The organism is Pseudoalteromonas sp. MB41, assembly GCF_020966275.1.
In the GTDB taxonomy this organism is placed as follows: Bacteria; Pseudomonadota; Gammaproteobacteria; order Enterobacterales; family Alteromonadaceae; genus Pseudoalteromonas; species Pseudoalteromonas lipolytica.
Map to the genome: position 1 here is coordinate 103,846 of NZ_JAJJZF010000005.1, position 15,377 is coordinate 119,222.

11 protein-coding genes are annotated in these 15,377 nt (G+C 41.6%); 10 read left to right on the forward strand and 1 reads right to left on the reverse strand.

The window, feature by feature from the left end; translation table 11 throughout:
• The first annotated feature begins 82 nt into the window (after positions 1–82).
• From LPA49_RS07995 to LPA49_RS08040, 10 genes are all read left to right on the forward strand, one after another.
• The gene (locus LPA49_RS07995; RefSeq protein WP_036972774.1) at positions 83–862 is read left to right on the forward strand and encodes a DUF2189 domain-containing protein; all 780 of its coding nucleotides are present in this window, start codon (positions 83–85) and stop codon (positions 860–862) included.
• Positions 863–1,152: 290 nt separating this feature from the next.
• The gene (locus LPA49_RS08000) at positions 1,153–2,262 is read left to right on the forward strand and encodes an arginase family protein (RefSeq protein WP_036972773.1); all 1,110 of its coding nucleotides are present in this window, start codon (positions 1,153–1,155) and stop codon (positions 2,260–2,262) included.
• Between the two features lie 126 nt (positions 2,263–2,388).
• Positions 2,389–3,087 carry an ABC transporter substrate-binding protein gene (locus LPA49_RS08005; RefSeq protein WP_065979141.1) on the forward strand — a complete coding sequence of 233 codons (699 nt, stop codon included), beginning with the start codon at positions 2,389–2,391 and terminating at the stop codon, positions 3,085–3,087.
• Positions 3,088–3,211: 124 nt separating this feature from the next.
• Positions 3,212–4,504, forward strand: coding sequence for a hemolysin family protein (locus LPA49_RS08010; RefSeq protein ID WP_036972771.1), 1,293 nt, complete (start codon positions 3,212–3,214; stop codon positions 4,502–4,504).
• 75 nt (positions 4,505–4,579) lie between these two features.
• Positions 4,580–6,250, forward strand: coding sequence for a cyanophycinase (locus tag LPA49_RS08015; protein WP_230236322.1), 1,671 nt, complete (start codon positions 4,580–4,582; stop codon positions 6,248–6,250).
• Positions 6,251–6,515: 265 nt separating this feature from the next.
• The gene (locus LPA49_RS08020) at positions 6,516–7,607 is read left to right on the forward strand and encodes a 6-phosphofructokinase (protein ID WP_118845277.1); all 1,092 of its coding nucleotides are present in this window, start codon (positions 6,516–6,518) and stop codon (positions 7,605–7,607) included.
• Positions 7,608–7,794: 187 nt separating this feature from the next.
• Positions 7,795–8,958: an efflux RND transporter periplasmic adaptor subunit gene (locus LPA49_RS08025; RefSeq protein ID WP_036972769.1), complete on the forward strand. Its 1,164-nt coding sequence runs from the start codon at positions 7,795–7,797 to the stop codon at positions 8,956–8,958.
• 12 nt (positions 8,959–8,970) lie between these two features.
• Positions 8,971–12,102 carry an efflux RND transporter permease subunit gene (locus tag LPA49_RS08030; protein WP_036972767.1) on the forward strand — a complete coding sequence of 1,044 codons (3,132 nt, stop codon included), beginning with the start codon at positions 8,971–8,973 and terminating at the stop codon, positions 12,100–12,102.
• A complete protein-coding gene (locus tag LPA49_RS08035) occupies positions 12,102–13,505 on the forward strand; it encodes an efflux transporter outer membrane subunit (RefSeq protein ID WP_065979144.1) in 1,404 nt (467 codons plus the stop codon). Before LPA49_RS08030 ends, LPA49_RS08035 begins: the two co-directional genes overlap by 1 nt.
• Before the next feature lie 129 nt (positions 13,506–13,634).
• Positions 13,635–14,252, forward strand: coding sequence for a TetR/AcrR family transcriptional regulator (locus LPA49_RS08040; protein WP_065979145.1), 618 nt, complete (start codon positions 13,635–13,637; stop codon positions 14,250–14,252).
• Positions 14,253–14,277: 25 nt separating this feature from the next.
• On the opposite strand, the gene LPA49_RS08045 is transcribed toward LPA49_RS08040, so the two are convergent.
• Positions 14,278–15,375 (reverse strand): HupE/UreJ family protein, encoded by a 1,098-nt coding sequence (locus LPA49_RS08045; RefSeq protein ID WP_230236324.1) that lies wholly within the window; start codon positions 15,373–15,375, stop codon positions 14,278–14,280.
• Positions 15,376–15,377: the final 2 nt, after the last annotated feature.

Here is a 15,377-nt window from a genome sequence, read left to right on the forward strand (position 1 = left end):
AGATGTCCTATTTAAGGTGAAGGTTGCAAGAATCGAACAGATAACCTAAACCTAAAGATGTAATGATAAAAGAGGATATATTATGCCTGCGTCATCTTCTATGAGTAAACATCAACAATTTGCCCGCTGCTTAGAAAGTTCACACGTATCAGCCTCGGCGCCTTTTCACTGGTTGTCTTTGGCGTTTAAAGATATCGCTAATGCACCCATATTAAGTTTAGTTTATGGTTTAGTGTTCACCCTAATACCCGCTACGATTATGTACTTTGTGTATCAATTTGATACCCATCTTGTGATTTTACCGGCTGTTGTTGCCTTTGCATTAATTGGTCCTGCATTTGCGGCAGGCCTATATGATGTTGCTTGGGAGCTTGAAAAAGGGCATAAGCCAACTTTATTTCATAGTTTAAAATCAATGTTTAGAAACCCTGCCGGTGAATGGGGATTTGCTTTTTTACTCATGGTGATAATGATAGTGTGGATGCGATTAGCTGCACTTATCCATGCCTTGTATCCAAACGTTGTAAACCCTAGCTTTGAGCAATTATCGGCATTTTTAACCCTAGGCACGATTGTCGGTGGTATTTTACTTGTTACTGTGTTTGCCATTTCGGCCTTTACACCGCAAATTATGATGGAGCGTCGTGTGGACTTGATGACGGCGGTCATCTCGTCTATTAACGCCGTTAAAACAAACGCGGCAGCAATGATTGTGTGGGCTGGGTTAATACTGTGCTTGGTATTTGTCGGGTTTATCACTGGCACGGCCGGTTTTATTGTCATTATGCCTTTACTTAGCTATGCAAGCTGGCATGCGTATATTGCGGTGATCAAGACTAAGAAACCGCGAGGTTACGAATAATGAGTATTCACTCTGCATGAATATAAATCTAGTGCAGTAATCTCACCGATTGCTGCACTATTTGACTTTAACTTAACGCATGTTATACCTGCCTCATTAGATTGTTTATTTAATTCATAAGCAAATTCAACTTTTCTGTTTGAGAAAATAAATCTATTAAATTCAATGAGTTGTTTTTTCTAATTTTCATACGCTGTTTAATACTAGGCTTATCTAGTTTTGAACTTTGTGCTAAATGCATAAATTTTTGTTAGCGCATGATTATGCAGATAATTATCAGCGGAGTAGATATGAGTAACACACAAAAAGCATTCCACGAAAAATTAAGTCACTGCCTTTGTCCACCAGGAGACGGTGTTTTTACGGTTAATACAGCTAAAGAGCGTAAAGATGCCCTTCGTACCAAGCTTTATGGCCAAACAGAAAATGTTGATGTGCTGTGGAAAGAATCACTCGAGACATTAGCAGACTCTGAGCATAAAGCCGTTATTTTAGGGATTAGTTCAGATTGTGGCGGTGGTATTTTACGTGGGGCCAATTGGGGACCACTATTTTTACGTTCGACATTAATTGATCAACAGCCTCAAGCACGTGCTTTTGATTTAGGTGATGTGCGTGTTATTCCACATTTATTGCATGATAAATATTTGAACGATGCAACGATTAGTAACTGTCAAAAAGCGTTGTATGCTGACGAAAATAGTGAATATCATGTTTCACCACTTTCTATTACAGAAGATGTATGTGATGGCTTTTATGCACACTACCCAGAAAAAGGGATTTTTGGAATAGGGGGCGACCATTCAATTAGTTACCCGTTAACCAAAGCGTATTTAAAAGCAAAACGCGATGCAGGTAAACGCACTGCTATTATTCATTTTGATGCGCACACCGACCTATTAGTTGAACGACTAGGGATTGATTTGTGTTTTGGCTCGTGGTGCACACATATTCTTGAGTATTTACCCGCTCCGCGTAATTTGATCCAATTTGGTATTCGTTCAAGTGGCAAACCAAAAGCGCATTGGGAATCAACATTCGGTGTGAAACAGCATTGGGCGCATGAAATAATCGAACGCGGCGCAAAAGCGGTTGCAGATGAGGTTATTGCACAACTTAAAGCAGACAATATTGATGAGCTATACGTGAGCTTCGATATAGACGCGCTTGATGAAAGTTTCGCTTCGGCTACCGGTACGCCAGAAGCGGGGGGATTAACTCCTCAGCATGCACTGGATATTTTGGTGGCGTTAGCCGATGAGTTTCCGATCACAGGGGCTGACATGATGGAAATTGCCCCCTTTACGGACAGTTCGTTGATTGGTCAAACAAGTTCAGAAACAACGTTGAGAGAGGGTGCAAAAATCTCAGCATTTTTAATCGGTGCAATGAATAAATAATACGTTAATAATGCAAGGGCCTGTGTATTAGGCCCTTGTTCTGGTCACAATTGTTAATTCTATTTCAATAATGGCTACATCACGCTATATTGATAGTTAATAATCATATTGTGGTGTTGTTGCTGTATGCGCAATTTACTAATTTTGTCTTTGTTGCTTTTAATATTTCCTTGTTTTGCAGCAATTACAGTAGTGACTGAAAACTTACCAAATTTTCACTATCAAAATGAAAAAGGCGAACTTGTTGGTACTGTCGTTGATAAAGTAAAGGCAGCATTAACGCGCAGCGGCGTTAACTACACACTATCGGTTAATCCTTGGTCTGTTTCATACAATGCAGCACTGCGTGACAGTAACACCTGTATCTTCTCTATGGCGAGGCTTCCAGTCAGAGAAACGCATTTTAAATGGATTTCCAAGCTGTCTAACTTTACCGTCTCGTTTTATAGCTTCAAGCCTGAGCATATCAATATTGCAAATCTGGGTGATGCGAAACGATACCGTATTGCCGTTTTAAAAGACAATTACAGTCATATTTATTTAGCAGAACATGGTTTTAATGAAAAAAACCAACTCATCTTATTAAATAGTTTTGACAACATATACGATATATTAAAAAGCCGTCGTAATAGTATCGATTTAGTGGTGCTCAGCGATGAACAATTTAACTTCGCGCTCCAGCAAGACCCCACACTCTCGTCATTAAAACCTGTTTATGAAATCCCAGTGGGAAGCCAAGAATTGTATTTTGCATGCAATAAAAATATCAACAATTCAACCTTGGAAAAATTAACCAACGCCTTTGCATTTGACGATAAAAAATAGCACTTGTTGATTGCATTAAAGTCGCTATAATCAGCTGCTTTTTGACCATTCTTGCAAAAGTGTAACGTCTAAAAAGTACTGTGTATTCAAAAGATTGAATGCGATTCTATATTTAGGAGCTGCAATGAGTGATTTACTCATTATTATGTTATTAATTTTGATTAGTGCGTTATTTGCGATGAGTGAGATAGCCATCGCTGCATCACGCAAGATCAAATTGCGCGTTATGGTTGATGAAGGTAGTAAAAAAGCGCAGGCGGTTTTAACACTGCAAGAGCAACCAGGTGCTTTTTTTGCGATGATTCAAATTGCGCTGAACGCTATAGCGATTTTAGGCGGGATAGTGGGTGAGCAAGCCTTATCACCTTACATTGAACAAATTTTGGTCATGGTCTACCAAGGGCCGTTGCTTAGTCAGATAAGCTTTTTAATCTCGTTTTTTTGTATTACGTCGCTCTTTATCTTATTTGCAGACTTGCTACCCAAACGTTTGGCGATGATCATGCCGGAAGTGGTCGCAGTGAATGTTGTTTCAATCATGCGCTGGGTAACTTTTGCGCTAACACCGTTTGTGATGTTTTTTAATGGCACCACTAATTTTATTCTGCGTGCTTTTAAAGTGCCGGCAGAACGAGAAGACATTGTAACCACAGAAGACATTGTTGCCATGATGGATGCAGGTGCTGAATACGGAAGTTTACAGCAGCAAGAGTATGAGATTATTGGTAATGTATTTGACTTAGAAGCTCGCTTTTTATCGAGTGTGATGACACCGCGAGATCAAATTGTGTTTTTCGATGTGAAAGCCGCTGCGGATGATGTCGCTACAAAAATTATTGAACACCCACACAATCACTTTTTAGTGTGCGATGGCAGTTTAGATAAATTAATTGGTTCGGTCGAATCAAAAGATATTTTGCGTAAGGTACTCAAAGGCCAAAATGCTGACATAGATGAGGAACTGATCAATAAGGATATCTTTTATTTACCTGAAACCCTCAGTTTGTCAGAAGCGTTAAATACTTTTAAAACCGCCGCTGAGCCGTTTGCTGTTGTTGTTAATGAATACGCATTAATGGTTGGCATCGTCACGGTAAAAGATCTTATGAAAGGCTTTATGGGAGACTTAATATCTCACCAAGGTGAGGAGCTTATCATCAAGCGTGATGCAAATTCGTGGCTGGTGGACGGACTTACGCCAGTGGTTGAGCTGGCAAAAGTACTTGAGCTTGAAGATTTTCCTGATCAATCTCATTTTGAAACTGTTGCGGGTTTTTTAATTTACACAATGAAACGTTTGCCTAAGCGCGCTGAGTTTATTCATTATGGCGGCTATAAATTTGAAGTTGTGGATGTTGAAGGGGTGAAAGTAGAGCAGTTACTTGTTTCTCGATTATCATCCAGTGAAGGCGCATAAGCGCCTTTTCCTTTCATTTAAAGTGGCATTAATTGTCTGTATACTGAGGCAGTTTATTATAATTTAAGACTTCCTATGTGCCTTTTTAAAATTGTTTATGGTGCCTTTCATGCTGCACTGCTTGTTTTTTTCTTACTATTATCTTTTTTTAGTTTTGCAGTAAAACCTACTAACCAAACTCTTGTTATGGTCGGGGGCGAGCTGGCTATGTGTTCAAGTGCAAATAGTCAACACTGTATAAGTGAAGAGGCAATTTCAGGTAAGCAATCAAGGTTGTTCAAAATTACCCGTGAAGCAATCAAAACCGTTAATCAATCGTGGCCGACTAATAATAAAGCGAATAAAAAAGCGGTTAATACCCTATTAAATACACTTGTAGACACTCATTCTAAATCAATGCGTAAAACGCAGTTACTGTGGGCATGGCGTGATACCAATAATGAGCTATTAAGTGTTTTACATGTCAGCGAATTCAACTATGTGTTAGATATGCTAGAGATTGCCGTCGTCGATCAGCAGCAAAATAGAATAAAAGAACGTGTGTTTCCTGCCTATAATGTGGAGTCTTCAAGCACTGATATCCTTGACTTTGTTGCTGCGAGTATAAAAGTAAACAGCCAAACCCCGAAGGTTTTGGTGATCACTGCATCTAGCCGCGATCCTTATGCGAGTGCTGATTATTATGAGTCATTACTTAATCATAAAGGTATTCAAGCAGAGTGGTTACCTTTAACGCCCGCGTCAGCGTATGCCCTTGTTAATGATAAGTGTAATGAACTCAATACATTGCGCCAAACCGAAATGCACTTATTTAATCGAGAAAAGGTGTATAGAGATAGAACCGACACCGAACTGGCCTTTTGCCAGCAAGGTATTAATGCATTACATAAGCAGTTAAACACGGCCACCGCGGTGATATTTAACGACGGTGACCAAGCACTTGCTCAGCAGGTATTATTTACTCGTTCTGGCGAGCCTTATCCGTGGTTTACAAAACTTCAATCACGCCCTGTTATCATGGGGGTGGGCAGTGGCAGTATCTTACAAAACGGTGGAGTTTCTGCACAAGGGAAAAAATCGGTGATGGTTTTGCAAGGTGACAGTCTGTCTGCTCTTAGGCAAGGTGGCACGAACTATGACTGCATTGGTTGTGAAATGAAAGAAGCGAGTGACGTTTTAGTTTATTCAACTAAAAGTGGCCTTGCGACATTTGACTATGGCACTGTTGATAGCCATTTTAGTGAACGTAACAGAACCATGCGCCTTGCTAGGCTCCTTGCCGACACAGGACAAAAATATGGCTTTGGGATTGACGAAACAACGGCCTTAGTGTCGATTCGCTCAGCAGACACAGCCTTAATGACCGTCATAGGTAAAAATGGCGTTGTTCATATTGAGTCAGCGGGGAAGCTGAGCGGCAAACTCAGTTATTGGCCGGCAGGCGCAGTTATTGATGTCACTGACAAGAGCTTTAGTTTTGCTAAACGCAGTGTTGATAATGCCTTGCCAAGTATGACAATTCCTCCGTTACCACTGCAACGATTTGGCGGTATTTTTAGTGAAGCCAAACTCCGTTCATTACTGCAAGCCATGTGTTTAACACAAGAACAACAGGCGGTTGCTCAACAAGATGAGTTTTTACTTAACTTAGATGCTACAGAGCAAACTCATTACTATCGAATTAACAAAAGTCGCTCTGGTTGCGGCGTCGAAAACCTTTCATTTAAAGTTAAAACGTTTAATTAATCACTAAAATGCACAGAAGCTTAGCCTATTTTCATGTTTAGAAAATGGGCTAAGGTCTTACTTTATAATTACAAAATTCAACATAATCAGTATGTTATTTTTTCTTACGTTTAACTAAGTCACACAGCTATCTAGCACATTTATTTAATTCTTCTACACATCGTTTTAAACACATTAAAAGACATTCTCATTGATGTAAGTCATACGCGTAATGATTAAATTTAAGCTAACCTGTAATGAAAAGAGCTGAGTGGTTGATAATGCGATGAAAAAATTACTTTTATTAACGAGCGGGGGAGATTGTCCAGGACTCAATGGGGTGATCCGTGCCATTGTAAAAGCGGCTGCACATGATGGAAATTGGCAAGTCTATGGCAGTCGACGCGCTTACTGTGGTGTGTTAGAGACACCGCACGATATTATTCATCTTTCTGATGACGTTGTTGCTGGCATACATGTTCGTGGCGGTACTATTTTAGAGACGGTTAATAAAGGCAACCCTATCGCATTCCCGACAGACATAGAGGGTAAGCGTGTGTTGGTCGACCGATCCAATGAATTAATCAACGTAATTAGCGAACTAGGCTTTGATGCGGTTATTAATATTGGCGGTGATGGGTCCCACAGAGTGTCTCAGCATTTATATGAACGCGGGTTAAACATAATTGGCGTACCAAAAACCATTGATAATGATTTGTTTGGCACTGATTACACCATCGGTTTTCAAACTGCGGTAGACACCGCAACCGAAGCTATCGATCGGTTAATCCCGACAGCTCAAAGTCATAATCGCGTTATTATTACAGAAGTCATGGGGCGAGATGCAGGCTGGATTTGCTTACATTCGGCAATCGCAGCAGGCGCAGAAGTTGCGCTTCTTCCCGAAATTCCTTATTGCATAGATACGATTATTAACAAGCTACAGACTCGTTTCGATAACGGACATGGCTTCGCTAATGTCGTAATTTCTGAGGGTGCAAAACCAATTGAAGGTGAAGTTGTGAGTCACCAGTCTACTGAATTTGGCTACGAAAACCCTGTATTAGGAGGCATTGCAGAGCAATTGGCAACGCGTATTAAAGCGCAACTCCCGTTAGATGTTCGTGTGACTGTTTTGGGTCATATTCAACGAGGTGGTACCCCTAATTCATTTGATAGGGTGCTTGGTGCAGAATATGGAGTATTGGCTTTTGAGCTTGTTAAACAAGGTAAATTTGGTTTAATACCGGTTCATAAAAATGGTGAAATTAAACCAATCAGTTTAAAAGAAGCAACATCACAATATCGGGCTATTCCGCTTGAGCATGTACTTATTAAAACAGCCAGAAGTATGGGCATATGCTTAGGTGATACCTAGGAAAATGGCGTGTTCATAAGCCGTGACTTATTTCACTAAATGCTGATTCTAAAATTGTTGTTTTAGCTTTGTTCAAAATTCATCCTACAAAGCAAGGGTTTTATTTAATGTAAATTAATTTAAAGAGGGTTGATCTGTGTCAATTTTAGTTTAGAATGATCGTTCATTCTAAACTAAGGGTATAAACATGCACCGCTCTCGCATTCCATTTTTTGCAGTGTCAGCACTGGCTGCCGCTGTGCTTTTATCAGGCTGTGGCCAATCAGAACCAGCTCAAGGGCAGATGCAGGCAGCTCAGGCTGTTCCTGTGGGTGTTATTGAGATGCAAAGTAAACCGCTTACGCTAACAAAAGAGTTACCGGGTCGCGTGTCTGCATCACGTATCGCAGAAATCCGTCCACAGGTGAATGGTATTATTCAATCACGCTTATTTGTTGAAGGGGCGGAGGTTGAAAAAGGTCAGGCACTTTATCAAATTGACCCCTCTACATTTGAAGCCCAAGTTGCAACCAGTAAAGCGGCTATTACTAAAGCTGAGGCGAGTATTTCAAACGCAAAAGCGAAGTCTGAACGTTATAAAGAGCTACTCAGTATTAAAGCCGTTAGTCAACAAGACTTTGATGAAGCCGATGCTGCTTACAAAGGAGCAAAAGCCGACTTACTAACAGCACAAGCACAATTAAAAACGGCTCAAATTAATTTAAATTACAGCAAAGTTTTAGCGCCTATCAGTGGTCAAATTGGTAAATCAAATGTCACCGCAGGTGCGCTTGTCAGTGCAAACCAAGCAACTGCTTTAGCGACGATTACGCAACTTGATCCGATTTTTGTTGATTTAACACAATCAAGCAGTGAACTTACTCGTCTTAAAAAAGCGATTGCTGCAGGTGAGCTTGATAAAGATGCCGCACTGCACTCTAACGTTGAGCTAAAAATGGAAGACGGAAGTACCTATCAACACAAAGGGGTGCTTAAATTTTCTGAAGTAACCGTTGACCCAAGCACAGGGTCAGTGACCTTGCGTGCAGAATTTCCTAACCCAGAAAAGCTTTTACTCCCAGGTATGTATGTTCGCGCGGTTGTTGTTGAAGGCGTTAAAAGCGATGCAATCTTAGCACCTCAACGAGGTGTTAGCCGTAATACAAAAGGTGAGCCGACAGCGATGGTGGTGAGTAAAGATAACACTGTAGAAGCTCGCGTGCTTAAAACAGACCGCACGGTCGGTTCAAACTGGTTAGTGACTGAGGGACTAAATAACGGCGATAAGCTCATTGTGGAAGGCTTACAAAAAATTCGCCCAGGTGCACCAGTCAATCCAATGCCTGCTGAAACAACAGCAAACAGCCAGTAACGGAGAATCTACATGTCACGATTTTTTATTGATCGGCCTATTTTTGCATGGGTACTTGCCATCGTTGTGATGCTGGCAGGTATTCTTGCAATAAAAAGTTTGCCGGTTGCGCAGTATCCATCAATAGCGCCACCTGCCATTAGCATTCAAGCCAATTACCCAGGTGCGTCTGCCCGTACATTAGAAGATACGGTTACCCAGGTTATAGAACAAAAGATGAAAGGGCTTGATGGCTTGTTGTATATGTCATCAACATCGGAGTCTAATGGTTCAGCAACACTTACATTGACTTTTAGCGCTGATACAGACCCTGATATCGCCCAAGTACAAGTACAAAACAAACTGTCACTTGCAACGCCACTGTTACCTGAAGAAGTTCAGCGCCAAGGTGTGTCTGTTGCGAAATCGGCACGTAACTTCTTAATGGTTGTCGGTTTTGTTTCTGAAGACGGCAGTATGAATAATATCGACATTGGTGATTATGTTTCATCAAATGTGCTCGACATTATCTCGCGTGTTAATGGCGTGGGTGAGGTTCAGTTATTTGGTTCTCAATATGCAATGCGCATTTGGCTTGACCCATCAAAACTACAAAAATATGCATTAACACCGGCAGATATCAGTGCAGCCATTAGTGCTCAAAACGCACAAGTATCTGCGGGTCAGCTTGGGGCATTACCTGCAGTTGATGGCCAGCAATTAAATGCGACCGTAACGGCACAAAGCCGCCTTCAAACGCCAGAGCAATTTAGAGATATATTCGTTAAAACGAATCCTGATGGTTCAGTTGTGCGCCTAAGCGATGTAGCAAAGGTTGAATTAGGCGGTGAAAACTATGGTGTGGTTGCGCGTTTTAACGGTAAACCAGCATCGGGTTTAGGGGTAAAGCTAGCCAGTGGTGCAAACGCACTTGATACTGCTGATGGTGTTAAAGCGGCACTTGCTGAGCTTGAACCTTTCTTTCCTGAGGGGTTAACGACAGTTGTACCGTATGACACAACGCCTTTTGTCTCTTTATCAATCGAAAAAGTGGTTAGTACGCTAATTGAAGCCGTGGTGTTGGTGTTCTTAGTTATGTATTTATTCTTACAGAACTTTAGAGCGACACTTATTCCAACAATCGCTGTACCGGTTGTATTACTGGGTACCTTTGCGATTTTACAAGTATTTGGTTATTCAATTAATACCTTAACCATGTTCGCTATGGTGTTAGCGATAGGCTTACTTGTTGATGATGCTATCGTTGTCGTTGAAAACGTGGAACGTGTAATGACAGAAGAAAACCTGTCACCGCTTGAAGCAACACGTAAATCAATGGATGAAATTAAAGGGGCCTTGGTGGGGATTGCCATGGTGCTTTCTGCGGTATTCGTTCCTATGGCTTTCTTTGCAGGATCGACGGGCGTTATTTATCGTCAATTCTCAATTACGCTTGTAACAGCAATGAGCTTGTCGGTATTAGTGGCACTTATTCTTACACCAGCACTGTGTGCAACAATGCTAAAGCCAAGCCATGTACACAATGATAAATCACTATTTGGTCGTTTCTTTTTAGGCTTCAACCGAGGTTTCGATAAAACCAATGCGGGTGCGCAAGGGTTTGTTGCACGCATGATTAAGCACAGTAAACGTTACTTACTTTGCTATGGTTTAATTGTCGGCGGCATGGTGTATATTTTCTCGCAATTACCGTCTGCTTTCTTACCAGATGAAGACCAAGGTATATTGTTTAACCAAGTAAGCTTGCCAGCAGGCTCAACCACGGAACAAACGTTAAAAGTGGTTGAAAAAATGGAGCATCACTTCTTGGAAGATCAATCTGAAGCAGTGAAATCTATCTTTACAGTCACAGGTTTTAGCTTTGCGGGATCTGGTCAAAATGCAGCGATTGGCTTTGTTGGTTTAAAACACTGGGATGAACGTCAACGTCCTGATTTATCAGTGGGCGCTGTTGCGGGTAAAGCGATGGGATACTTCTCAACAATTAAAGAAGCGTTTGTGTTCGCGTTTCCACCTCCTGCAGTTGTAGAACTTGGTACAGCAAACGGCTTTACCTTATTTTTACAAGACCGCGTAGGGCTTGGTCATGATAAGTTACTTGAAGCACGCAATATGTTTTTAGGCATGGCGGCTAAAAACCCGGTGCTTTCAGGTGTTCGCCCTAATGGCCAAGAAGATAAACCAGAGCTTGAGCTGGATATTGATTTAGCTAAAGCAGAAGCGCTTGGCCTAACACAAACTGACATTAACAACACGTTATCAACGGCGTGGGGTAGTCGCTATGTAAATGATTTTATTGACCGTGGTCGTGTGAAAAAAGTGTATTTGCAAGGGACTCCAGAATCACGCATGGTGCCCGAAGACCTCGATAAATGGTATGTGCGCAATGCAAACGGCGATATGGTGCCATTCACTGCATTTGCCCATTCATATTGGACTTATGGCTCACCACGCTTAGAGCGCTATAACGGCTTCTCGGCGATGGAGATTCAAGGTGCCGCTGCGCCAGGTTACAGTACAGGGCAGGCAATGGTTGAGGTTGAAAAAATAGTGAAACAGCTTCCGCCAGGTGTGGCATTTGAGTGGACCGGTATATCGTATGAAGAGCGTTTAAGTGGGGGTCAGGCACCGTTACTTTATGCATTGTCATTGCTGGTTGTATTTTTATGTCTTGCGGCATTATATGAAAGTTGGTCTGTGCCGGCTGCGGTGATGCTGATTGTTCCACTGGGTGTCTTTGGTGCGGGTGTTGCGTCATTTGTGTTTAATTTATCGAACGACATTTACTTGCAAGTTGGCTTATTAACAACCATAGGTTTAGCCTCTAAGAATGCGATTTTAATTGTTGAATTTGCGATTCATAAAATGGACGAAGGTATGAAGCTTGTTGATGCTGCAATTGCTGCTATTCGCTTACGTTTACGCCCAATCTTTATGACGTCAATGGCGTTCGTATGCGGTGTTTTACCGCTTGCGATAGCATCAAGTGCAGGCTCGGGAGCTCAAAATGCACTCGGTATTGCAGTGATTGGGGGCACGCTTGCTTCATCAACAATCGTGGTGTTATTCGTTCCGTTATTCTTTGTGTTAGTTCGTCGCGTATTTCCCGGCAAACAAAAAGTGAATAGTGAGGAGCAAGCATAATGAAACTTAAACTGGTCTCTATTTCAGTCGCGACCTTAGTGCTTTCGGCCTGTAATATGGCTCCTGACCTTGAACAGCGTGAATTACCTGTTGCACCACACTATGCAGATGAAACCAATGCGGGAAATATTAATGACCTGCATTGGCAAGCATTCTTTAGTAACGCGCAATTACAACAGTTAATTGAATTAACGCTCGAACATAACAAAGACATAAAAACGGCTGCACTTAATGTGCAGCAGGTGAGAGCGATGTATCAAATTGAGGATTCAAATCTGTATCCAAGTATCGATTTGAATGCATCGGGTACACGTCAACGTTTACCCGGGAGCCTAACGGGCACCGGTGAGGCAGCTATCAGTGAGAACTATTCTGCTACCGTGGGGTTAACCGCGTATGAGCTCGATCTTTGGGGAAAGGTTCGTAATCAATCTGAACAAGCTTTGCAAAATCTTTATTCTGCTGAGTATAGTTTATCCAGTGTTCGTATCAGCTTAATTTCTGAGCTGGTTAATGCATGGCTAAATTACGCAACGGATAAAGCACTGTTAGAGCTTGCTAATGACACATTAAAGTCGCAGCAAGAGTCACTTGCGCTTACGCGTAAAACATTTGCGCTTGGTGCAGCATCACAACTTACGTTATCGCAGCTAGAAAGTACGGTTGCGAGAGCGAAAGTAGATATAGCGAATTACCAGCGTTTACTTAAGCGTGATAAAAATGCGTTAGATTTTTTGGTCGGCCAATCAGTCAATGTCGATTTATTGCCTAAGCAAAGTATCGATACTGTACTTAGTATGCCTGAGGTGCCGGTTGGTTTACCGTCGGAGTTGTTAACGCAACGTCCTGACATTAAAGCTGCTGAACATGATTTACGTGCTGCAAATGCGAATATTGGTGTTGCTAAAGCGGCTTTTTACCCAAGTATTAGCTTAACAGCCAATGCGGGGACGGCATCAGCAGATTTAAACAATTTATTTGATGCAGGCTCGGGCACGTGGAGCTTTGTGCCTTCTATTAATTTGCCTATCTTTAATATGGGTCGTAACCAAGCAAATTTAGAGGTGGCTGAAACGCAGCAAAAAGTGGCCTTAACGCGTTATGAGCAAACAATTCAACAGGCATTTAAAGAAGTGTCTGACGCATTAGCAGACCGTCAAGGTTATAAGCAACAATTAGCAGCGCTAAATGACCTTTACCAAAGCAATGAGCTGTCTTTTACCTTATCGGATGCACGCTTTCAAAAAGGGGCTGATAGCTATTTGCAGGTACTCGATGCGCAGCGCAATTGGTACAGTGCGGGCCAGCAGTTAATTATGGGTAAGCAAGCGTATCTTGCAAGCCAAATTAATTTGTATAAGGCCCTTGGCGGTGGTTGGAATGCACAAGGTGCTGTTCAATAAGCCAGCAATTGCATTGTTTATTCAAGGATTTACACGATCTTAGTTGTTTTGCTTTAGCGCTATGATTAAGATCATGTAAACCTTGTTTAAATTATAGTTAACTATACGGGCGAATAGTGTGGAGAAAACATGACGCAAAAAACCAAAAGACACAGCGATCCTGCGCTCGCAGAAGCTAGACGTAATCAAGTTCTTTGTGCTGCGGCAGATTGTTTTCGTCGCAAAGGTTATCATGGCGCTGGTATGGCTGAAATATCGAAAACAGCCGGTATGAGTGCAGGCCATATTTATAACTATTTTGCCAGTAAAGAAGCCATCATTGAGTCTATTGTCGAACGTGACATGGAAGAAATGTTCTCAATCTTTAGAGAGTTTGCAGACAAGCCAGGAGACCGTGTTTCGGTGTTATTGGATGGCCTTAATAGAGGAGTAGAGCGACACACAGATTTAAATCAAGGCGCCCTTGATTTAGAAATGCTTGCTGAAGCTGCACGCAACGAGAAAATTGCAAACCTTTTAAGAGAATCTGATGCTCATGCGCGTGATTCAATGCGCGAATTATTAATTGGTGAACGAGGTCCTTTACAAGGCACTGCACTGGATGAAATAAACGCACGCATCGAAGTCATGTTTTCAGTGATGGGCGGGTTGTTATTACGCAAAATGCTTAACCCTTCATTAGATACCGAGCAGTTAATAAAGGCATTAAGGCCTACCATGCAGACCTTATTATTGCCTTTCGAATAAAGGCATTTAGCCTTTATTCTGGTTTTTAAAAACGCTCAATTGACCACTGTAAGGCAATAACAGCAATGGTTAATGAGCCCGCGGGCATCAGCCATTTACGATACCAATCACGATTCCTTAGACTGATTAATACCGGTAAACAGATAGCAAGTATCACAAGCTGACCTACTTCAACGCCTAAATTGAATGCCAGTATGCTCATTAATTGATAATCGCTTGATAAACCCATTTCCCCTAGAACACTGGCAAAGCCCATTCCATGTAATAAACCAAATGCAAAAGTCACCCAGCCTAATCGAACGATTAATGGCCATATATTGTTTAACGCTGCAAAGAGAACAGAGAGCGCAATACCTAATTCAACCCAACGACTATTGGGTGACACTAATTCAAGGGCCGTGGCTGTCAAAGTAATGGAATGAGCAAGCGTAAATGCGGTGACTATCCAAGCTGTGCCGACGGCAATTTTTTTCTTTGATTGGATCCCTTGCCACGTATTTTTGTCTCTCACAAGTACGCAGGTTAAAAGCAACGCCACTAAAAATAAAATATGATCAACACCCATCCAAATATGCAAAATACCTTGATACACATATTCAACAAATGTTTGACCATAACTTGTTTGAGAGAAATTAAGCGTTTGTTGCTGATTATTCCGACTAAACACTCGACTTGTGTTATTGATTGCTGCGATGGCTTTGTGATTAGCATCAATCTGCATTATTGCATTGTAGCTGAGCGTCAGTGCTGATTGTTCAGGACAGTAAATTTGTAGCGGTACATCGATATACGCTTGGTTAAAGTGGTTATCAAGTTTAAGTGACCCCTCAGCGCTTACCGTACAGGTAGCACCTGCTTGCTGAGCCGTAATATGATTAAGTAAGTACGACGCTATTGCAGCCTGTTTTGCGCTAATTTCCTGCCAAATAATCACGTTATCTTGGTTTAAATCAAATGGAATAGCTTGCTCTATGTCTGCAACTGCAACTTGCCACGAGCCTGATAAAGACACGGTGTCGTTGCTGTCGTTTTGTAAGTTAATGTACGCTGTACTTAGTTGGTGAGCAGACACATTAAAACTAGTAACAACGATTAAGAATGCAATTAAAATTATGTTTTTCATCG